General features: G+C 39.1%; 19 protein-coding genes. 10 read left to right on the top strand and 9 right to left on the bottom strand.

The features are described from left to right. Nucleotides 1–106: 106 nt before the first annotated feature. From glf to FN831_RS14230, 8 genes are all read right to left on the bottom strand, one after another. Entirely contained in the window at nt 107–1,231 is a 1,125-nt protein-coding gene (gene glf / locus FN831_RS14265; protein ID WP_142528865.1) for a UDP-galactopyranose mutase, read from the bottom strand. Continuing rightward, nucleotides 1,232–2,563 (bottom strand): HlyD family secretion protein, encoded by a 1,332-nt coding sequence (locus tag FN831_RS14260; RefSeq protein WP_185960482.1) that lies wholly within the window; start codon nt 2,561–2,563, stop codon nt 1,232–1,234. 44 nt (nt 2,564–2,607) lie between these two features. Then, nucleotides 2,608–4,797 (bottom strand): peptidase domain-containing ABC transporter, encoded by a 2,190-nt coding sequence (locus FN831_RS14255; RefSeq protein WP_142528863.1) that lies wholly within the window; start codon nt 4,795–4,797, stop codon nt 2,608–2,610. A 41-nt stretch (nt 4,798–4,838) separates the two neighbouring features. Beyond that, entirely contained in the window at nt 4,839–6,683 is a 1,845-nt protein-coding gene (locus FN831_RS14250; RefSeq protein WP_142528862.1) for a glycosyltransferase, read from the bottom strand. 5 nt (nt 6,684–6,688) lie between these two features. Continuing rightward, nucleotides 6,689–8,275 (bottom strand): DUF6734 family protein, encoded by a 1,587-nt coding sequence (locus tag FN831_RS14245; RefSeq protein WP_142528861.1) that lies wholly within the window; start codon nt 8,273–8,275, stop codon nt 6,689–6,691. A gap of 65 nt (nt 8,276–8,340) precedes the next feature. Then, nucleotides 8,341–9,879 carry a TlpA family protein disulfide reductase gene (locus FN831_RS14240; RefSeq protein ID WP_142528860.1) on the bottom strand — a complete coding sequence of 513 codons (1,539 nt, stop codon included), beginning with the start codon at nt 9,877–9,879 and terminating at the stop codon, nt 8,341–8,343. A gap of 43 nt (nt 9,880–9,922) precedes the next feature. Then, nucleotides 9,923–10,192 carry a hypothetical protein gene (locus tag FN831_RS14235; protein ID WP_090559617.1) on the bottom strand — a complete coding sequence of 90 codons (270 nt, stop codon included), beginning with the start codon at nt 10,190–10,192 and terminating at the stop codon, nt 9,923–9,925. Between the two features lie 128 nt (nt 10,193–10,320). Continuing rightward, nucleotides 10,321–11,910, bottom strand: coding sequence for a vitamin K epoxide reductase family protein (locus tag FN831_RS14230; protein WP_185960481.1), 1,590 nt, complete (start codon nt 11,908–11,910; stop codon nt 10,321–10,323). Nucleotides 11,911–12,307: 397 nt separating this feature from the next. Here FN831_RS14230 and FN831_RS14225 point away from each other — a divergent pair, with 397 nt between their 5' ends. Both FN831_RS14225 and FN831_RS14220 read left to right on the top strand, forming a co-directional pair. Then, nucleotides 12,308–13,015, top strand: a complete 708-nt coding sequence (locus FN831_RS14225; RefSeq protein WP_142528858.1) for a LytR/AlgR family response regulator transcription factor — start codon at nt 12,308–12,310, stop codon at nt 13,013–13,015. Between the two features lie 273 nt (nt 13,016–13,288). Further along, nucleotides 13,289–13,453, top strand: a complete 165-nt coding sequence (locus FN831_RS14220; protein ID WP_142528857.1) for a PTS sugar transporter subunit IIBC — start codon at nt 13,289–13,291, stop codon at nt 13,451–13,453. A gap of 371 nt (nt 13,454–13,824) precedes the next feature. Here FN831_RS14220 and FN831_RS14215 read toward each other — a convergent pair whose 3' ends face one another. After that, a complete protein-coding gene (locus FN831_RS14215; RefSeq protein ID WP_142528856.1) occupies nt 13,825–14,226 on the bottom strand; it encodes a nucleoside deaminase in 402 nt (133 codons plus the stop codon). A gap of 193 nt (nt 14,227–14,419) precedes the next feature. Between FN831_RS14215 and FN831_RS14210 the strand changes: the two genes are divergently transcribed. The 8 genes from FN831_RS14210 (at nt 14,420) to FN831_RS28430 (ending at nt 20,808) form a co-directional block, all read left to right on the top strand. Then, entirely contained in the window at nt 14,420–14,791 is a 372-nt protein-coding gene (locus FN831_RS14210) for a DoxX family protein (RefSeq protein ID WP_142528855.1), read from the top strand. 104 nt (nt 14,792–14,895) lie between these two features. Continuing rightward, nucleotides 14,896–15,786: a helix-turn-helix domain-containing protein gene (locus FN831_RS14205; RefSeq protein WP_185960480.1), complete on the top strand. Its 891-nt coding sequence runs from the start codon at nt 14,896–14,898 to the stop codon at nt 15,784–15,786. Between the two features lie 69 nt (nt 15,787–15,855). Next, the gene (locus FN831_RS14200) at nt 15,856–16,548 is read left to right on the top strand and encodes a hypothetical protein (RefSeq protein ID WP_142528853.1); all 693 of its coding nucleotides are present in this window, start codon (nt 15,856–15,858) and stop codon (nt 16,546–16,548) included. Nucleotides 16,549–16,569: 21 nt separating this feature from the next. Next, nucleotides 16,570–16,806: a DUF2798 domain-containing protein gene (locus FN831_RS28435; RefSeq protein ID WP_142528852.1), complete on the top strand. Its 237-nt coding sequence runs from the start codon at nt 16,570–16,572 to the stop codon at nt 16,804–16,806. 672 nt (nt 16,807–17,478) lie between these two features. Beyond that, the gene (locus FN831_RS14185; protein ID WP_246101558.1) at nt 17,479–18,048 is read left to right on the top strand and encodes a Crp/Fnr family transcriptional regulator; all 570 of its coding nucleotides are present in this window, start codon (nt 17,479–17,481) and stop codon (nt 18,046–18,048) included. Nucleotides 18,049–18,116: 68 nt separating this feature from the next. After that, nucleotides 18,117–19,352: an MFS transporter gene (locus tag FN831_RS14180; protein WP_142528850.1), complete on the top strand. Its 1,236-nt coding sequence runs from the start codon at nt 18,117–18,119 to the stop codon at nt 19,350–19,352. Then, the gene (locus FN831_RS14175) at nt 19,342–19,905 is read left to right on the top strand and encodes a cysteine hydrolase family protein (RefSeq protein WP_142528849.1); all 564 of its coding nucleotides are present in this window, start codon (nt 19,342–19,344) and stop codon (nt 19,903–19,905) included. The genes FN831_RS14180 and FN831_RS14175 overlap by 11 nt, the downstream gene beginning before the upstream one ends. Before the next feature lie 699 nt (nt 19,906–20,604). Beyond that, nucleotides 20,605–20,808 (top strand): ArsR family transcriptional regulator, encoded by a 204-nt coding sequence (locus FN831_RS28430; protein WP_142528848.1) that lies wholly within the window; start codon nt 20,605–20,607, stop codon nt 20,806–20,808. Nucleotides 20,809–21,050: the final 242 nt, after the last annotated feature.

The raw sequence follows: 21,050 nt of genomic DNA, 5'->3' as shown, positions 1-21,050 counted from the left end.
TGGATAACATAAGTTTCTCAACAAATCCATGTTTCTTTCAGAAGCACGGATTTATTGTTTAACGCTGGTACCAGATCGGTTAAGGGATATTTAAACCCTAAATCTTTCACCGGGTAAAGTTATTCCATTGCTCATCTGAAGCTTTTTTTAGCGCCGAGGCAATTACCTGATGCATATCATAATACCTGTATTCTGCTAATCTACCGCCAAAGATCACATTAGATTCTTTATCTGCAAGACATTGATATCGCTTAAGTATCTTCATATTTTTTGTATCATTAATAGGATAATAAGGTTCGTTGTTTAAAGATTCATTTATCGCATATTCCTTGGTGATGACCGTGCTTTTCTGACTTCCAAATTCAAAATGTTTATGTTCAATGATCCTGGTAAAGGCAGCTGTCAAATCGCAATAATTAACAACGGCATTACCCTGATAATCGTGGATGTCATGTATTTCATGCTCAAATTTCAGACTACGATACTCTAATTTTCCGTATTGGTATTGATAGAATTCATCAATTTTACCGGTAAATACAATTTTTTCTGCCAGCGATTCAAAAAAAGACCGGTCTTTAAAAAAATCATGTGACAAGCGCAATTCGATATTCTGAAGCATTTTGTTAACAACTAAATTATACCCGCCGATTGGTATTCCCTGATAGCGGTCATTAAAGTAGTTGTTATTGTACGTATAACGCAGGGGAAGTCTTTTTATAATAAATGCTGGAAGGCAACTGGCATCTCTTCCCCATTGTTTTTTTGTATAATGCTGTATGAATTTTTTGTAAATAGATTCGCCAACGAGGGAAAGTGCTTGTTCTTCAAGGTTTGCAGGGTTTTTAAAATTTGATGAGTTCACTTCCGCTTCAATGATACTCCGTGCTTCCGCAGGAGTCTTCACCCCCCAAAGCTGATAGAACGTGTTCATATTAAAGGGTAAATTATAGAGATTTCCTTCACTAAGGGCCAGCGGCGAGTTTATATAATGATTAAAGTCTGCAAACTGATTTATATAGTTCCAGATCTGGAGGCTATCCGTATGAAAAATATGCGCTCCATACGAATGTACATTAATACCTTCCAGGTTTTGACAATGTACATTACCACCACTATGACTCCGTCTATCAATAACTAAACATTTTTTTCCAGCCTTATTAGCCTCATACGCGAAAACGGAGCCGAAAAGCCCTGACCCAACAATCAGATAATCATATTTTACGTTTGCCATCTAATCCTTTTTGTCAACCAGTAAACGAATATTCCTGGCCAGCCGCTTAAAGAGCGAAGCATCTTCTGTTATAATTTCGGCAGTTCCTATCATCCCTGTCGTGAGCTGAATATGCCTTTGCGGAGTAATGGGCAATAACTTAATTTTAGAAAGAAATATGCTGTCCTGATATGGCGCTCCGGTCATTCTCATCATCCGGCCCCGCAAAACCCCATACTCTTCGAATGGGTAGCCGTCCAGTTTAACGAGTACTTCCTGCCCTTCTTTCACTTTTCCCATATTATATTGAGGCACTTTAGCTTCGCCAAAAAACTGCGTACTGCCGGGATCAATCCGAAATACCTCCTGGCCGACCTGAATATATTGGTTGAGCTGGATGATGCCGGTATAGGCCACGGTTCCACTTTGCCGTGCCGTCAGGATGTACTGACTTTTCCACTTTTCAATTTCACTGATCAAACTGTTTAGCGCTTCTGCAAATTTTGATTTTTCTTCTGTGATCTGATTTTCCAGATCCGCCAGTTCCTTCATTTTAGCAACATAGCTATTTTCATTTGCAAGCAATGCCGATTGAGTCTGTTGTAAAGGATGCTGTTTTGCCAGGAATACGGCTTGCTGTTCCTCATATTCCGAAGATGAAATAATTTTCTTTTTTGCCAGAGCGTCATATCTTTCAAAATTTTTTTCAGCCAGATTAAACTCGCGTTCATTCAATTTTCCCTGCTCACCAAGCTGGCTTCGTTGCATAGAAACATGCTGCAGATCATTCTTAATAAATGTCTTTCTCTTTAAATATATACCATTGCCTGTAGCAGCGCTATAGGTTAAATAAGACTGGTAAAAAGCTTGATAGCTGCTTTGCAGTTCACCCAACCGCAAACCCTTTGGTGCGTCAAGTATTATATTCATGCCTTTTCCTTCTGAATGCCCGTTCCTAATCGCATCCAGCTTATCTGCCAAATTCAGAATTTGTCTATGGTCTGCTGTAGATTCCATCCAGGCAAGAAGCTGCCCTTCAGCAACGGGGTCATTTTCTTTCACCAGAATTTTCACAATATTACCCGAAACCCGGCTGATTACAGCTTTAGGCGCATTGGCCGCATTGATCCTCACCTGGGCCTTAATAACGTCAGGATACCGGATAAACGAGGTTAATGCCAGCATACCCAGCAATACAATCAGCACCCAGGTTATTCCCCAGCGCATTAAGCTACCAGGCGGCGACCCTACTATATCCTGTATGTCTTCCGTATGCAGCTCCTCTACAGGAGCAGATACTTCATTAATCACTACCCGTTCTTGCGTAATAATAGGTCCTTCAATATTTTCCATAATTAATATATTCAATACATCGGGCATCCCGGTGCTGCGTCCGGTTAATTTCCCAGCTCCAATTGATTTTTAACCAGATTATAATATTTTCCGCGCTGCAGGGTTAAATCCCGGTGAATTCCCTGTTCAACCACCCTACCTTTATCCAACACCACAATATTATCTGCGTGGCTAACCGTACTTAAACGGTGCGCAACAATAATAGCCGTCCTGTTTTTTAAAAATTTTTTAAGGTTATCAATAATTACCCTTTCATTATTGGCATCCAGCGCATTAGTCGCTTCATCAAAAATGATGTAATGCGGGTCTTTATAAACTGCCCTGGCAATTAAGAGCCGTTGCCGCTGTCCCTGGCTGATACCTTTCCCGGCTATCCCGATTTTTGTTCTTACTCCAAAAGGCTGTTCTTCGATAAACTCCTCCAGATTAGCTATCTGTATAGCATCCTCTACCCTTTTTTGATCAGGAAATTCGTCTCCTACCGCTATATTTCTTTCAATGGTATCAGCGAAAATGAATCCATCCTGCATCACCACCCCACAGGCGCTGCGCCATGTAGCAAAGCCTATCTGTCCGATACCGGCAGAACCGATATGAATCTGTCCTCTCTCAGGTTCATAAAACCGCAGCAACAATTTAAGTATGGTCGTTTTTCCGCTACCACTCATGCCCACAATTGCCGTGGTCTTACCTTCGGGAAATAGCAGATTGATATCAGTAAGCACCGGATCATTACCTGCACCAGGATATCTGAAAGTTAAATTGCTCATATGAATACTGCGGTCTGCGGGCAATTCACGCAGCCAGTCTTTATCGACCGGCTCTTCATCCTCTTCACTGTAAATTTCATTAATCCGCTCCAGACTAATCTTTGCGTCCTGGTAGGACTGGACAAAGCTTAGGATATGCTCTATAGGATTGCTTACCATACCAACGATGTACTGGATAGCAACCATTCCTCCAAGAGAGAGATCGCCGTCAATGACTGCCTTCGCACTCATAAAAGTGATGATAATACTCTTTAGCTGATTAATTGCCATAGAACCTGCCTGCTGATATTGCGACAGTGCCAGGCTTCTCACTTTAAATTTAAACAGACGCGCCTGGATTGTTTCCCAGACCCAGCGTTTCTGTTTTTCACTGTTATTAAGCTTAATTTCCTGGATAGCACCTACCAGCTCAACAATTTGCGTTTGATTATCTGATGAGATGGAAAAACGTTTATAATCCAATGACCTTCTTTGTTTAAGAAACAACAGAATCCAGGCGGTATAACATATCGTAGTAACAACAAATACCAGGAATATACCCGTATGATAGAAAGCTAAAACAAATCCAAAAACGATCAGGTTAACGAAAGAAAAAAGTGTGCCCAGCGTAGACCCCGTCAGGAAAGATTCAATTCTTTGCTGATCAGCCATACGCTGCATAATATCACCCGAAGTCTTAGTTTCAAAAAAAATCATCGGGAGCTTCATCAGCTTGATGAGCAGATCGGTGAGAATGGAAATGTTAACCCGGGTACTGATGTGCAGTAAAATCCAGGAGCGGATAAACTCTACGCCCGTTTGCCCGATGAAAAGTGCAATCTGAGCGATCAGGATCAGGTAAATAAAGTTAATGTTGCGCGTATTGATCCCAATGTCCACAACCGATTGGGTAAGGAATGGAGTAACCAGCTGTAGAATTGTACCTACCAGTAGCCCCAAAATGAGCTGCACGAACAGCTTCTGATAAATCTGAAAGTAACGAAGCAGCTCTCCCCAGCGCAGTTTTGCACCTGCCGGTTCCCCCTGCTCTTCACTATCATAGAAATGAGGAGTGGGTGTTAACATTAACAGAATACCGTTAAACAGCTGATTATGGGCAAACCAATTGTCTAGAAATTCATCTTTTGTCAACTTGCGTTTACCACTTGCCGGATCCGCTATGAAATAAAAATTTTTGTTCACTTTATACAGGACCACAAAATGGTTCTGCCGCCAATGCAGGATACAGGGCATGGTCACATGAACAAGCTTTTCAGGGCTGACTTTTACACCCTGAGTCCGGAAGCCGATTTTCTCCGCAGCTTCACTGATCCCAAGCAGATTAACACCCGACCGGGTAAGCTGGCACAACTTGCGCAGCCAATAAATGTCCACATTGCGGCCATAATGTTTGCTTACCATTTTGATGCAGGCAGCACCACAATCCATTTGACTTCGCTGACGGTAATGATTAAAATTTTTCACGGGCGCTTATATGTTTACAAATCAAGTCTTGCTATACCGGTTTATTGTGCAGAGGCAATTACCTGATTAAAAAAGTCTGTCAAACCTTTTAAATGATAGTCGAAAGAGAAACACATTCTGTTCTCCCAGACCTGCTTTCGCTTCTGTTCCATCAATGGCTGATCATGCAGCTGTTTTGCAAGATCGTTGTAAGAGGTATATAGGACACCTATATTTAGCTGCCGCAAGATGCTTTCTGAAGCTACAATATGTCCTTTATTTGCCTTCTGGATCATGGGTAAACCAGCGACAGCCAGAGTGGCCATCCTTGCCGGCAGATTCAAATCATTCCAGTCACACCTGCTGATATCACCCTGATTTTTACTGGTAAAACAATGCAGCCATCCGGCATCATACATGGACAGTTCCTCCGCCCATTGATCAGGCTCACAATGCTCGTGCAGGTGCAGGTGGCCGGGTACTAATTCATTCACGGCTTTTACCCAATTGTGCCATTTAGTCTGATAGAATTTGCCATATAAATGGAAATGCACCCGATGTTTTGCAAGCTCAGCAATGTCATCCGGACTTATTCCATAAGGACGTCCGATCATCACCGTATGTATGCAATTCCCGTCAGCTGATAAAAGAGGCCATCGGGGTGTTGTAAACCAGTTCGCCGGCGGCAGGTCACCGTCTAAAATATACGATGGCCGCTCATGATCTCCAATAAATTGTTCAAACCAATCCCTGCACTCCTGATTTATAAAAATTCTACCGTCAGCATTATAATAAAGTTCTACCAAATCATTCCAAAGACCAGCATTACGACAAAAAAATGGCCCTTCCTTAAAATGCCAGATAAATGGTATACCAGGATTTGAAAGCATAACTGTATGAGCCAGTTTAACTGCCTGCGTATTGAGCAAAGCATAAATCAAATCCGGATTTATCTCGGCAATTTGAGATTGAAGATTGTTAAGATCCAGCTCGATGATGTTTCCAAATGCAAAGGGGCCCACCGAATTGTGGATATCCGGGTTACGGATCCATATTCCAAAGAGCTGATGTCCCTCTTCTTCCAATACTGCTAATCTTTCCGGATTAAAGCCTAATTCACCCACAACAATAATTTTCAGTTTACCGGGTGCCGCATTAATTTGATTGAGGATTACAGGTTTATTTTCATCCAGACAAACGCCATCACTATAGAATTTGAGCCTCTGATCTACACCATAATAATTTTTATAAAAATGAATGCTCCCGCCTTCTTTCTTATTAATGATCTTATGACGCTGAAAAGGATGATTAACCCATTCACAGGTAATTTTTCTGGTTGCAACAAATGCACCTTCCTGACGCAATTCGTTTAAAAACATAACATCTAAATCAACTGTTACAAGAACTTCACGTTCAGACCACCTGCAAGTCGTAGTTTTGTGCATAATCTGCACTAACTGCAGACACCGGCCCGGAACATTCCCCAGAGTATGACTGGTAGACAGACCAGTGGCATAACTATCATTGTTATGAAAACAGGCACCCGCGTAACTTAACACAGCATTTCTTGTAGCTGTAAGTTTCTCGTATAGGGACTGCAGATGATTTTTATAAATTATATCGTCTGAGGGCAAATAGCAGATGTATGTGTGTCTGGCCTGTGCTATCCCCAAATTCAGGCAATAGCCTAGTCCCTTGTTTTGTTCATTTTTAAAGTATCGTACCCGGGCGTCAGTCAGATGGCCCGCGATCACCTGTTCTGTATAGTCAGTAGATCCATCATTGATAATGATCAGTTCCCAATTTTCAAACGTCTGCTCAAATAGTCCTGTTAAGGCACCTCTTATAAACGCTCCCTGATTATAGGTTGGCATAATCACGGAAACCCCGTATTGTTCTTTAATCATATCATTTAATTAGTTGCTGTAAAACTGCCTGGGATAAATAGGCATTTGCTATGAAAAAGATACTTCAGTTTCTTAAGCATCAGCTTATAAACAGACGCATAATCGTCGTAGATTTCTGCGGTAGAAAAGCAAGGCTCCAGGGCTTTCAACAATTCCCCAAAGGATAAGGGCTCGGTTAAGAGCATGAAAATATTATGATCTAATCCATCAATTAATATTTCTTCATATCCTTTCAGGAACAGCCGGGGAATGATAGCGAGACCGTTCAGCTCTTCAAATGGTGCAAATCCGATATCCTGATTAATAGAGGATTTTGTTTCTGGAAGCCAGTCAAATGAATCTTCAATTACTGTCAGATGGGGATTTTTTTGCAGAACAGCCTTCAACTGATGATTCTTATCCTGCGCAAAGAAACCGAAGTAATTACAGGCTGAAGTTTCGATCGCTGCCAATGATGAAGCATTGATATTACACCAACTGCCAAACAATTCAGATAAGTTACGTTCATATTCAAAAATCTCATTTGCAGATACAGAATCCTGATTTTCGACCAATGTTCTATAATCTACCTCCAGATCGGCCGGTATGGTATTTCTAACAGAAGGGAATGCTCTTGCTGTTCTCGGAAAGCTTATTTCGCCCCAGGGATAATCTGCTTTCCTTTCCGTTTTATTTGAAACAGCTGCATCAGACCCAAAAATTTTGCTGTAAAAGTACTTGTGTTTATCGGGGAACAATCTGATGATTTTATGGTAATATTCGGGATACTCATTCAGTAAAATTGCACTCATCAGGTCACAAACCGCCTTATTTCTTTTTGAGCCTCCAATCAGGTGAAAATATTTTTGACCCAGAGCGATTCTGGAAAAGTCAGAAAACAAAGAAATCAGATATCCGTTATCATCAAAAGTTTCCTTGAAATAGCAGGTAACCTTTTTATTTTGCTGCTTACTTAATAAAGAGAACAACACCTGCTCGAAGAGGATATTAAAGTTGAGGTATGTAGTTTCGTCCGGCGCAAGATGTTTGTTTCGGCTAACCATTTCCAGGGCTTCATCTGCATACTGCCTAAAAAAACTAATGTCGCTCCCCCCTATGATTCCGGCATTATAGGATGAAAGCTTATTCGTATCTAATTCTTTCTGAAAGATATCTGGGATATAGGCTAACTTACTCCTCAATTCATTGAACATACTATCTGAATAATCTGTCCCCCGTTCAATATTTTGCGCAATTAAATCGGCCTGTTCAAGCTCCTCACTGAATTTATCCCATATAAAGACATCTGCATCAACATGGATGAACGGCTTTGTCTGAGCTGCATAAGTCAGGATTTTACTAATGCCCCATTGGTTTTTGTCAAATTCAATATTATCATAACATATCTCTGCCGAACTGTAAGGAAGATTAAGCTGGTCTATGAGGATAGCATAGCCGTAACTATCAGTACATAAATGCAAATCTTCATAATGTTCTCTTAATTTAAGAGAACTTAGTGCCCAGGCCATCAGGTGATATTGCGGTGACACCCATCCAAACCTGTTTTCCAATAAATTACGGTTAGAAGACCAGAAAGATTGTACAATTCTCATACGTTAAATATTAAATTTGTCCTATTTAATTTCAAATTATTAGTTCCCCCATGCTTCCCGGGCAATCAGTCCAGATGCTTCTCCAGTTGCAACTGAAAGCGTTCATCGCTTGGCCGGTAGAAGTCATCATCTATGATATTCCCCTGCTGGTCGATGAGGAGATATCTTGGAATGTTCCTGATATGGATTAGTTTAGTTAGCGGGGATTGCTTGAAATTAGCCAGTCTGTATTGAAAAGCCTTGCCATAAAGTTTGTTCTGTTTTGCTGCAGCAATCCATTTGCTAATATCCTGGTCTTTATCGATGCTAATGGTTACAAATTTTATTGGCTTCCCCTTCATGTTTTCCTCTGCCCTTTTTAGCGCCGGCATTTCCATAATGCAGGGAATACACCAGCTGGCCCAAAAATCCACGAGTGTTAATTTATAGTCATTTGAAGCTACTACCTGTTTAAAATCAGCCTTCTTTCCCGCAAAATCATAAAGCAGAATTGGTGGTAAGTACTTTGTCGGTTTAATTTTGTGATTATCGGCCTGGTTGTCTGCGTCCATTATAGATGCATAATGGCCCCCAGCATAGTTCTGTAATTTTTGCTTAGCTCCGCTGTAATCTTTAAATGTTTCAGCTAACATCCCGCTGACCTCGTAAAGTGTATCCAAAAATGGGGATTTAGAGCTTATATCAGCCAATTGCTGCCTGATCGTAATTATTTCTTTCGGAGCGTTAATATATTGAGCCTCCATCGCAGATTTTAAATAATCTTTGTAAAAGGCAGTTTCTCTGAGCACAGTATCGACCCCGGCAGCAGTGGCCCAAAAGTTGTCTTTATTTAAGTTATGATTGTTTTTTTTTGCATTATAGGACACTATCGAACCCATAATCACATTGTTATTTATCGCATCTACAGCCAGTATATCGTTAACATCAGCATACATTTCCTTATACACGCTGTCCATCACTGCAGATGAATTGATTTCCTTATTCTGTAATAAGTGTGCAATAGCAGTATATTTAATATTTTTGTTTACTTTTCTTATCCAGTCGCTTCTCAGCACTGATACATTTAACCGGTCTATACGATTTTCATTCTGGCTAAATGTATTTTCGATACTTTGTAAAAATTTTTTAATACCCGAATCCTTAACCAGTATCTGCTGCGATTTTACGTCATACCAATAAAATTCTTTAGGTAAGGTAATTAAGCTGTCAAGCAGTTTTTGGTAGCCGGAACTTTTCGTCATAGCTATCGCTCCATCATTAACTCCCTTTAACAAAACCGTATCTCCGGGAAGTAACAGCAGGGAATAGATTTTTAAGACCGGACCGGTTGGTAACACTAAAAAATTTCCATACTGCCACAATGCGGGTCTGGACAGCTTGATTTGCCTGGTGATTAAGGTATCCTTTTCTATGTAATTTTTAAATTCATATTTTCGGCTATACCTGTCAAAGCTATTGAACACCAGGCTTTCGTGGGGTTTTAAAGCGACAGAAACCACCACAGTACCGGCTTCGCAAAGTAATGGCCTGCCCGGCTTATCATGCGAAGAATACGAAATTAAAGCGCCACTTATAATCAAAAAAAAAGGAAGTTTTATATTCATAGCATAAAGTTAATGAAGGGGGCAGTTCCCCCCTTCAGATTCATTAATTGCCCCAGCCGTCACAACCACAATCGTAGGTCGTATGACCACCGCATTGTCCCTGTTGGCTGCTAGCGTAACTGCCTGCCCAGCTGCTCATATAAGAACAGCTTGCGCCACTTCCTCCTGGCCAGGTAATATTGGTAACTGTTGTACCGCTGGATGAAGTATTGGTAACGGTACAGTCTGCCCCTCCCCAAACGTTCTTCATTTGTGCCCTGGACAGGATATCTGTAGCACCTAGTCCAAGTGATTTTAATTTAAGCTTTTCCATTTCTTTAGGTATTTTGGTTAAAAAGAATTTGTTGTTTACCACTTAAGCAGGTAAGCGCTTCTGTCAAACTTTGCGTCCTGCTACAGTTTACAGATGTTATGATATTTTTCTGCCTTTGAAGGCTTAAACTATATATCTTCATCCGCTGCCCATCTCAGTTTTTTCAGATCTCCTATCTGATAGCTGCGCGGCAACTGGTATCCGTCTAAAAAAAAAGTGGGTGTAAAGCGTATTTCCATCAGGTCACACCATTCACGCATGGCCTTAATTTTACTGCCCTGCTGCTGCAGTTTGTCATGCACAGGATATTTAGCAGCAAATACGGAATAGTCTTTTGTTTCTGCGAGATACCAGTCGTCCAAAGCCTGCTTCAATAACTCTTCATCAGCACTGTCAGATACTGCCATCAGGTGACGTGCAGGAGCTGCTTTTCTGTCCCGATCATCATCAGAAGCAGTGAAAATGATTTGTATCTGCAGGTCCGGATTACCGGCTAAAATCTCATCTATCACAACATGCGCGCTTGCACACGGACCGCAGTAAGGATTGCAAACCTTAATTAACCGATGCCTTGCATCTTCGCGGCCAAGGGTAATCCCTAAACCATTAGCTGGTGAGGTAACCATAGGCTGTGTGTACAACAGCGCCTTCAACACTTGAGCATTTGACTTTAAATGCGCCAGGCTTTTTTGGTATTCTTCTCCCTCTCTCGCTTTCTTTATAACCGGTACAATAGATAGTCCCAGAACAAAAGGTATGATATAACAAGTGATCATAGGGAGAATTAAATTTTCCGGGATCAAAGCATTGAACATATCTATTTTACTATTCGAGAATAATAAACCTGCCTGCAGGATAAGAATGCCCTGGGTGTAAAGACATAACAGGCACCATTGCTTAGCAATACGCGACTGGTAATAAAGTGAAAAGGCAGTATAGATAAGGGCACATAAACTTAAAAGAGTAAAACATACAAACAGTAGACTATTCATTATACCCATTGTCAGAATCGCTAACAACGAACCGGCAAAATAGCTAAAACCAATAAGCGCCCAGCTGATACCAAAGACTGTAGAAGCCTGCGAACTTAATATAGAATCGCAATTAACCCGTTTACCCCCTGCACAAACCTGTTTCAGCAAGGCGCTTTGCCTGTCAATCTCATGCCACAGCAGCAGGCTACCCACCATTATCCCTGCCAGGGATAGTATAGTATACAGCGAAGGTATAATTGCTGCCAGCCGGTACTTGAACAGCGATAGTATGATCATGCTTACTGTTAACAACGGCAACGCCAGTATACCAAATATTATTTTCCTTTGCTGCGATTCTTCCTTTTTTTGGTCTATTGCAAACTTAGGATGCCGGGTAGTGTCATTTACCGCTCCAACCAAAACAAGTCTCTGAAAATCCTGCAAGAATACATCCTTCCTAATGCGTTGCCAACGCTGTTGTCCTGAAGGCATGTAGGTGACAGAATCATGATTAATTTCTTTTACTATAGCTAGTGACAGTCCCTCACCAGATTGCGTTCGGACAAGGAATGGTGCGGATATTTGATCCAGTTCGTCTGAAGAAACCATCGCCGCAACATTCTCTACACCAAAGCCCGAAATCGTATCACTAACAGAAAGGAGGCTATTTGCATCCGGGTGGTTCATCAATGCGCTTTTCACCGCATGTCTGCTAACCGGTACGTTTAAAAGACGCAAATACATATAAACCGTATTAACCTCGTTATCCGAAGCACAAAGTAAATTATTTAAAGCTTGCATCATCGTTTTGTACCCAGCATTTAATGTTGTTATGAATTTACTATTGCAGATTGGATTAGGGTAATAAGTTCGATCAACTCTGGTTTGACTGTTACCAATGGGCTGTAATCTCCGATTTGTTTAAAACACCTGTGAATCCGTAAAAAACCTGTTACAATACAGTTATCATGTTCCGAATATTTTTAATTTCTTAAATTTAGAATTAATAACACTTTCGAGATATGTTATTTAGCCGTGTCCCTTCGCAATTATGCAAGCTCTAAGTGTGATACATTGATGATCCAGTTGGTTTAGTTGCGAATTATATATCCTCATAAACTAACCATATAAAACCAATAGCATGAACTGTATCGTAATCGATGACGAACGTCTGGCGAGAGAGACGCTGTCGGGATATATCGAAAAAATACCGGGACTTCATCTGAACGGCGCATTTGAAAATGCATTGGAAGCGACAGATTTGATTGGGTCAGGTAAAATTGACATCATTTTTTGTGATATTCAGATGCCGGAACTGGACGGCGTATCATTTTTTAAGACATTAAAAAATCCGCCCATTTTTATATTCGTCACTGGCCATTCTGCTTTCGCGGTTGAAAGTTTTGAACTTAATGTTTTCGATTATATATTAAAACCATTTAGTATAAACCGTTTGCTTAAAACTGTCAATAAAATATATGCAGCTGCCGATGACAACAAACGCAATGGAATCGATAAAAAAAGTCTTATTATCAAGGACAGATCTTCGAACGTGATTATCCCGCATGATGAGATATTTTTTTTAAAAAGCGATAAGGATTATGTTAAAGTAGTTACCACAAACAAGGAATATTTTGTCTGGAAAAAGATATCTGATATGGAAGGTGGATTGGCCAGCACCGGACAGTTTTTGAGAGTTCAGAAGTCCTATATCGTTAACCTTAATTTCGTTAAAAAAATCACCGGCAATATGATTATAATGAACGGAAGTATAGAGGTTATACCCATTGGGGGGCAATATCGTGAGGAATTATACCGGTATTTTGGTATTAGCATAAAGAGCCGGTAAATTGGCGTCGGAAGGGAATTAAACAGTAATACTGCGAAACCAAAATTACTTGAGAAACAATTCAAAGCAGCAGCCAGATCCTTCACTAATATTTTTTTCAGTTACTCGGAATTAGACATAATCGACAAAAAATATATTGTTAGCCTAATTACACCAGTTATTAAAGATGTCACGAAAGGCACTGTATCGATAAAATTCAACAAAGTTTTGTCAAGCATTTTATATTTCAAAAGATCTCCCGAAACATTTGAAGTGCTAAGTTCAAATAACGGAATGAAAAATTTTACAGACAGAAAAGTTCCAGTTAGACGAGCGATTGCAATAATGGCAAAAAACAATATCCAGATATACGAAGATGAAGCAGCAGTAATTTTAGACCTTCTATATCGTATCTCAAAAACCTATAATCTTGATAAGATTAAAAAGAGCGCAACCTAAATAAATATCGAACAAACAAAAAACGTGATCAAAACCACCCCAAGTCCACATTTTAGACCATAATTCAAAAAGGTCTGAGAGAATTTCAGTAAAGATCGAACTAAGAATGACTGGTGGATAACAATGTGTCTATCAGACATTTTTGGTATAAAAAAAGGAAACAACCTATTAGGGTTGTTTCCTTAAGTACCCCCAGCCGCATTAAGATCGAACCGTTTTATAGAAGATTTAACAATAATAAGCTGTATTTCAGAAACATAAACCAAAGACACAGTGATGCAATAATAATCTGTTAATAATTCACCACTGTGGACATTCCGTTATATTCTAGATGAAACCACCGATTTACATCGCTTTTCATATTCTTGTATTTAAGATTCAATAATGACTGCGGGCGCTTTGATCCATGTGGTAATTTCATTTGTAGTCAATAGGTTAAATTGTGGATTTGTTCCACCCAACTGCCCGCAATATTTGCTTAAAACCACGGTGGAGATTTGATAATGGCGTATAACATAAGAACAGAGAAGACAAGGCTCCATATTTGAATATAGTGTTGCACCTCTGCAATTTCCTTTTTTGGTGATCGCATCCAAAATAGCGACAACTTCGGCATGTCGCGTAACGTCATTCAGTGTCCGGCTTTTTTCATATCCTTCGCCAATAATTTCGCCGTCTAACACCACCACAGAGCCTACTCTGTTTTCCCCTTCACTTGCTGCCAGCTGAGCAAGCGCTAAACATCGCTCTAAATAAATTGCATGGTTATTCATATATCGTTCAACTATAAATTTGTAGGCCGATGCCTGAAAGGACCTTATCGCTAAGATATACATTATTTCACATCTCTCTTAAAAACGATTGATTTATCCGAACAACTGCCTTATTAGTCCTATTCTTTGAAATCAAAGTCAGGTTACTTTGTGCCATTAAAAGAAACAATGGCTAATTAACACCCAAAACACGATGAAAAAAAACAAGATAATTTATTGGATCGCAACAAGTCTGGTCGCCTTATCGGGATTAACAGCAGGAATCATGTATTATGCCAATCCCGCCTTAGCTGTGGAATTTAAACACTTAGGATTCACGGATTATTTCAGGATGGAGTTAGGTGCCGCAAAGGTATTTGGCGCAGTCGCACTTATTTTACCATTGGTTTCCGGACGCATTAAAGAATGGGCTTATGCAGGATTCGCTATCACGTTTATTTCTGCCTGTATAGCGCATACTGCAGAAGCAGGAGTGTATGCAGCGATACCTCCATTTATGACCTTAGTCGTATTGGTTATATCTTATGTTTATTATACCAAGGTAAATACAATTAAAGCATCATAAAAATATTGGATCTGCCGGCCATTCTAGGTATCTTACTGATCTTATCAGAAGTTGTGATGTTAGTCTCTTCTCAAAAACCAATACACATTAGAACAAAGCGGGCATTGAAAAAAAAAGTAAATAATATACCGACACTTAGGGACGATGGATTTAAACTCATCATGTCTTACTATGATTCTAAGGAATACGACAAGAAGAATATCAATGATTTTTACATCCACGGACTTGCCGACGATACTTATGAAATACAAATGCCGCTTCCGTCACACAGGCAGATCCAACATTCAATTATATTAGTCACCGCGGGCGCTTTAGAAGCAAGCTCAGGCTTTGACAATTATATCATTGAAAAAAATATGATGATCGTTATACCTGCCGGTCAAATCACCAGCCTATCTTTTATGTCGGAAGATATTGAAGTTTATTACCTGCATTTTTCTGACACTTATCTATCTCACAGTAAAGTTGATCTTTCAGAATGGTTAATCCGGCCGGTCATCAAATTTGCAGATGCAGAATTGGGACACTTACTGGTATTACTCAAACGGATGCAGCAACTTAATGAAGATGAAAAAAATGCAGACGTTATCAAACTATATCTAACTACACTTCTTGCCGAGATGAAACAGTCTTCCAATTTCCGTCTGCGCATTAATTTTCCAGCGCATGAGCGATTGACGATGGAATTCAAAAAGCTTATTAATTATCATATTACTAAAGATAAATCAGTGAGCTTTTATGCAGAAAAACTGAATGTTACGCCTAACCATTTGAATAAATCAGTAAAGACTACATTAAGCAGATCTGCATCCGAATTAATAGATGAAATGCTGATCCTCGAAGCTAAAATTCTAATGCAAAAAAATAACCTGTCAATTAGCGAGATCGCTTTTAAGATAGGCTTTGAGGATCTTTCGTACTTTGGCCGTTTCTTTAAAAAACATACTGCCCATACACCGACTGAATATCGGAATATGATTGATTTATCCGAATAATTACCTTATCCGTCCTTTTCATAAAAAAGCCCGCTAATTACCTTTGTTTTATAATTAAAACGGAGAGAATTGAAGCATAAATTACTATTATTCATCATCTTGTGCCTGCAATCAGGCTTGGTGATTGCCCAGGAACAGGCCAATTCAAAAACAGAAAATATCCCCGCAGAAAGCGCACCAGTGCCGATTGAATTATTTGCAGGCAATAAAGGTTTCGCTTTTCAGCTTATCGTAAGTAAACAGTTTTCAGCAGGATCAAAATTTGGTTTTTTTAATGTGACCAACTTTGCAGGCGATTACAAACAGACCAATCAAACGACTAGTTTTTTATCGCAGTCTTTTGTGACTGCCGAAATCTGGAAGGGTATTTCAGCTGCTACAGGGATTTCTGCCATTGGTTCTTCAACTACTCCCCTTGAAGTCCGCCCAACTGCAGGATTGCAATATCTACTGGCCAGCCGGGATATTTTACTTGTTGTTATCCCACGGTTTGACTTATCCCAAACGTATAATTTTGAAACATTCGCAGTTTTGGAGTATAAACCAATGTTATCAAAAAACTGGGGGATCTATACCAGGCTTCAGGGACTTTACAATTACAATACCAAGCTGGGGTATCATGAAATAAGCGAAATCAACCTTCGCCTGGGGCTAGCCTACAAAAGCTTTCAGTTTGGCCTAGCATCAATTCATGATTTTTACGGGCCTGAAGCTATTAACGTGAACAACTACGGGCTATTTATAAAAACTAATATTTTTTAAAATCAAACAACAGAAATAATTATGAAAAAGAAATTATCTAAACTGCAATCAATAATCCTATTTACGTTTCTGGTTTCCATCGCCATGTCTGGCACAATGACTTTTGGCTTATTACTGATAAGAACAGGATGGACATCCAATTTTTTATACGTATGGTTTTTTAAATATTTTCTTGTGGAGTTATGGCTATCAATTCCTACAGGTTTCATTGTCGTTCCATTTATAAAAAAAGCAGTGGACAGTATCACAAAAGAATAAATTCTACATGGTGTATTCCGTCAAACAAACAATCGAGGAAATAATTGGAATGCAAAAGCGATGCATTCCATAACATCTTATTATTTATATTGCAGATTATTGAATCTGATAACACCTTGTTATCAGGGTGTTATGCACCCCTTACTGGACTAGAGTCGAACCGATTTAAACAAGGTTTAATTCAAATTGCTTTATTACAGTATTATAGCGCAGAATTTTAAAATTCTATCCAAAACAAATTTAACCACCTTATTTAGAATTAGATATAAGTTTGCTAGTACTAAATATAGAAAATATGCAAAATGATCAGATAACTATTTATGAAACCGAAAATGGTGAAACGAATATTGATGTAAAGCTTAAAAATGAAACTATCTGGCTCACACAAGCGCAAATAACGACACTCTTTTAAAGAGATCGAACAGTCATTACAAAACATATCAACAATATTTTTAAAGAAAACGAACTTGAGGAAAAATGCAATGTGCAAAAAATGCACATTGCTAATTCAGACAAACCGGTAACACTTTATAGTTTGGATGTTATAATTTCAGTGGGTTATCGGGTTAAATCACATGAGGAGACTCTCTTTTATCAGGCAAGTAGAAATGGTACAGATTGCTTTGAATAGCAGCGAATATAGTGCAAATTGCAATTTGTAACTTAAACATAATGACTCCTGCGATTAAATCAATTTTCAAAAGCATATCCCCTTTTACAGAAGAAGAGCTGAACTTCTTGGAGCCTTACATTAAACCTGTGGTATTAAGAAAAAATGAGACTCTGATAGCAGAAGGTCAAATTTGTAAACATATATTTTTAGTTGAGCAGGGTTGTCTCCGCAACTTTTATAACAATGATGGATCTGATGTTAACCTGAATTTTACTATGGAAGGCCAGTTTTTTACCAGCTTTGAATCTTACGCTAACCGGGAACCTTCCAAAATCATCATTCAGGCAATGGAAAAATCACTGGTGTGGATAATTAATAGCAGGGCATTTCCTAAAGAGCATGAATACTATACTACTTTTTCGACCTTCATTCGCCGCTTATTTATCCGTTTGCTGTTGACGACTGAAGAACATCACAACATGATGCGGATGAATACACCTGCCGAACGTTATGAGTATATTCTTAAAAACAAGCCCGAAATGATCCAAAGAATTCCCCTTACCCATGTCGCATCTTATATCGGCATAACCAGAGAAACACTCAGCAGAATACGCAGCAACAGCTATTAAAGTATTTTTTGATATATATCACAACTCCCGGCAACCAATCCAGGTAGATTTGCATCAGATTAATAAATATGCAACTGTCTCAAGCTTTCAGGTTACTTAAAAGTCGCAACTTTGCTTTATTTTATTGGGGCCAGCTTTTGTCGCGATTGGGCACGTGGATACAACGCACAGCTGTAATCTGGATCGTATACAGCGTAACGCACAGTGTATTTATGGTGGGCGTTACTACATTTGCTGAACAATTTCCATCATTTTTATTTTCTATAAGGGGTGGTATTATTGCCGATAAGTACAATCGTTACACCATAATATTTATTACACAAATTCTTTCTGCTGTACAGGCAATTATACTCACCATCTATACTTTCAGCGGAAATTTTAATATGGTGGTAATTCTGGCTTTAAGTGTATTTCTGGGAATTGTAAATGCCTATGATGTTCCTGTAAGGCAATCCATGATCAATGATATGATCGGAAATAAAGATGACTTGCCGAACGCCGTTGCCCTAAATTCTTCGCTCAACACTTTGGCAAGACTTGCCGGTCCGGCTTTATCAGGTATTTTACTGGCATCTTATGGGGCTGCTTTCTGTTTTCTTTCCAACGCCGTTAGCTTTCTAGCGGTTATAGCCGCAATTGCAGCGATGAAAATGCCCAAAAATGTACCTGTCCTTCTTAAAACGAAAACTAGCGGTAAATTAAAGGAAGCGATAGACTATCTTAAAAGCAATCCTCCTATCGCGGTGATTATATGGATTTCTTGCCTGTCCAATTTTTTTGTACTATCTTATGTAACGTTACTGCCGGTATATGCTAAGGATATCTTCAAAGGAGATGCGACTACCTATGGCTGGTTAAATAGTTCAGCGGGTATAGGTGCTCTGATAGGAGCTTTGTGGCTTGCTATGCTGGGCAAACAATCGGATTTCAGAAAGATCATGTGGATATCCATACTTTTAACAGGGATAAGCCTGCTGTTATTTGCTTATTGCCATAATTTATACCTGTCACTGTTCTTTTCTGCACTTTGCGGACTTGGAGCTATAGTTCAGTCGTCCATGATGGTAACGATTGTGCAAAGTGAAACCGACTCACTATTCAGGGGAAGGGTAGTTAGTTTTATCGCCATGTCGATATTTGGCATGTTACCGTTAGGTAGCCTTTTAGTAGGTTATCTGGCTCCGCATGCAGGCGCTTCATTTACACTATTTGCTGAAGGCATCATTGCCATTATCATCAGCGGATTATTTTACCAAAGGCTAATAAATACAACCATAATAAAACAATCAGACTATGGAAACTAATCGAACAGCATTGCTGATCATGGATATGCAGATGGGCTTTTTAGCCAGCCTACCAGACCAGGGAAAATTACTGAGAAGAAATATTGCAGCAGCGATAAATACCGCCCGTCAAAAACATATCCTGGTGATTTTTGTACGGCTCGGTTTTCAAAAGGGATTACCAGAAATAAGCCCCGCAAATGCAATGTTCTTCGGCTTAAAAAATCATCTTTCGAATGATGATGCGCTGGGAGCATTCATGGAAATTCCTGCCGACTTAGGGATTACTACAAGTGACATCGTGATCAACAAAAAAAGGGTGAGCGCTTTTAGCGGTAGTGAACTGGAAATGATTTTGAGAGCCAGTAATATCTCTGATTTGGTACTAACCGGAATTTCTACCGGAGGTATGGTGCTCTCAACTTTTACCGAAGCCTTTGATAAGGACTATCAACTAACTGTTTTAACCGACTGCTGTTCTGATCCAGATGAGGAACTACATCAGTTGTTGCTAAACAAAATATTTAGTAAGCGAGGTTTGGTAGTGACAGCCGCCCAATGGAATGAGTATTAAATTGAGTTTTCGACAAATAGATTTAGCTTATTTAATTGTCTTTGGGTTCATCTGCAGAGCAAAGGAACAACTAATAATTTTTACAAAAGTTAAAGTAGATTTATAAATTAATCTAATATAACATTCGATGAAAAGACAACTTAATGATATGTTATCTAACAATTTTTATCTTATACAATTCTAAGATTATCAAAGACCACATTATTACACCAATCCTGTAAATCAATTGATCTACAGGATTGGCGTTTTCTTCTCCTAATTATGTTCTGGGTTTGCACCTTCCATATTAAGGCTACAAAAAGATACCGCCTGATAACTCTATTCTTTGTCCATTGATCCACTTAGCTGCATCGCTGATTAGAAAAGCAACTACACTGCCGGATTAATATCTATAAAATCCACTGGTTCGATCTTAGAACGACTGGGTCTCCCCTGCCGGAGATCGAACCAAAAATGCCGTTTCCAAACGATAGAGGCATATTACAAAATAGACAAAAATTAAAAACCCCTCTCTAAGTACTTTAGAGAGGGGTTGTACCCCTTACCGGACTAGAGTCGAACCGCTTTGAACAAGATTTGGATCAAATAGTTCAAATACAGCCAAATAGAGCATAATTTTGGAATTCTATCTAAAACAAATTTAACCAGATTCTGTAGAATTAGGTATAAGTTTGCCTGTACTTTGTTAAAATTAGAAAAATGCAGAACCATCAAATTGTTATTTATAAAACGGAAAATGGTGAAACAGTAATTGACGTAAAGGTTGATAATAGTACCATTTGGTTAACACTAAATCAGATATCAGAATTATTTGGCAAAAATAAGTCAACTATCTCACGGCATTTAAACAATATTTATAAAGAAGAAGAACTCACACATCCTGCCTTAATTTTGCATTGCTAAACTTTAAGGCCTTTGGTACTGGATATGCATTTAACATGAAGACGTACCAAAGCAGAATTTTATATAATTACTTATAATTTGAATAATAACATCTCTTATGCACATTAACATTTTATTTGTTAATGTGCATTTTTTTTGTTAGTATCGGAGACTGTAAATCAAACTGTGTCAACTCTTGATAATCAAGAGTAAGAATAAGTAAATTAGTATAAACTTATGGACACAATGAACAGTAAAAAACC

Source organism: Pedobacter westerhofensis, assembly GCF_900182595.1.
GTDB classification, from domain to species: Bacteria; Bacteroidota; Bacteroidia; order Sphingobacteriales; family Sphingobacteriaceae; genus Pedobacter; species Pedobacter westerhofensis.
The sequence above is the reverse complement of the archived record's forward strand: the minus strand, read 5'-3'. Positions and strand labels throughout refer to the sequence as shown.

What these genes read in the sequence shown, in the direction of transcription:
- FN831_RS14225 (WP_142528858.1), top strand. Translation starts at nt 12,308, where the DNA reads ATGAACTGTATCGTAATCGATGACGAACGTCTGGCGAGAGAGACGCTG.
- FN831_RS14235 (WP_090559617.1), bottom strand. Translation starts at nt 10,192, where the DNA reads ATGGAAAAGCTTAAATTAAAATCACTTGGACTAGGTGCTACAGATATC.
- FN831_RS14250 (WP_142528862.1), bottom strand. Translation starts at nt 6,683, where the DNA reads ATGATTAAAGAACAATACGGGGTTTCCGTGATTATGCCAACCTATAAT.
- FN831_RS14215 (WP_142528856.1), bottom strand. Translation starts at nt 14,226, where the DNA reads ATGAATAACCATGCAATTTATTTAGAGCGATGTTTAGCGCTTGCTCAG.
- FN831_RS14220 (WP_142528857.1), top strand. Translation starts at nt 13,289, where the DNA reads ATGAAAAATTTTACAGACAGAAAAGTTCCAGTTAGACGAGCGATTGCA.
- glf (WP_142528865.1), bottom strand. Translation starts at nt 1,231, where the DNA reads ATGGCAAACGTAAAATATGATTATCTGATTGTTGGGTCAGGGCTTTTC.
- FN831_RS14245 (WP_142528861.1), bottom strand. Translation starts at nt 8,275, where the DNA reads ATGAGAATTGTACAATCTTTCTGGTCTTCTAACCGTAATTTATTGGAA.
- FN831_RS14180 (WP_142528850.1), top strand. Translation starts at nt 18,117, where the DNA reads ATGCAACTGTCTCAAGCTTTCAGGTTACTTAAAAGTCGCAACTTTGCT.
- FN831_RS14185 (WP_246101558.1), top strand. Translation starts at nt 17,479, where the DNA reads ATGACTCCTGCGATTAAATCAATTTTCAAAAGCATATCCCCTTTTACA.
- FN831_RS14230 (WP_185960481.1), bottom strand. Translation starts at nt 11,910, where the DNA reads ATGTATTTGCGTCTTTTAAACGTACCGGTTAGCAGACATGCGGTGAAA.
- FN831_RS14210 (WP_142528855.1), top strand. Translation starts at nt 14,420, where the DNA reads ATGAAAAAAAACAAGATAATTTATTGGATCGCAACAAGTCTGGTCGCC.
- FN831_RS14240 (WP_142528860.1), bottom strand. Translation starts at nt 9,879, where the DNA reads ATGAATATAAAACTTCCTTTTTTTTTGATTATAAGTGGCGCTTTAATT.
- FN831_RS28430 (WP_142528848.1), top strand. Translation starts at nt 20,605, where the DNA reads ATGCAGAACCATCAAATTGTTATTTATAAAACGGAAAATGGTGAAACA.
- FN831_RS14260 (WP_185960482.1), bottom strand. Translation starts at nt 2,563, where the DNA reads ATGGAAAATATTGAAGGACCTATTATTACGCAAGAACGGGTAGTGATT.
- FN831_RS28435 (WP_142528852.1), top strand. Translation starts at nt 16,570, where the DNA reads ATGAAAAAGAAATTATCTAAACTGCAATCAATAATCCTATTTACGTTT.
- FN831_RS14175 (WP_142528849.1), top strand. Translation starts at nt 19,342, where the DNA reads ATGGAAACTAATCGAACAGCATTGCTGATCATGGATATGCAGATGGGC.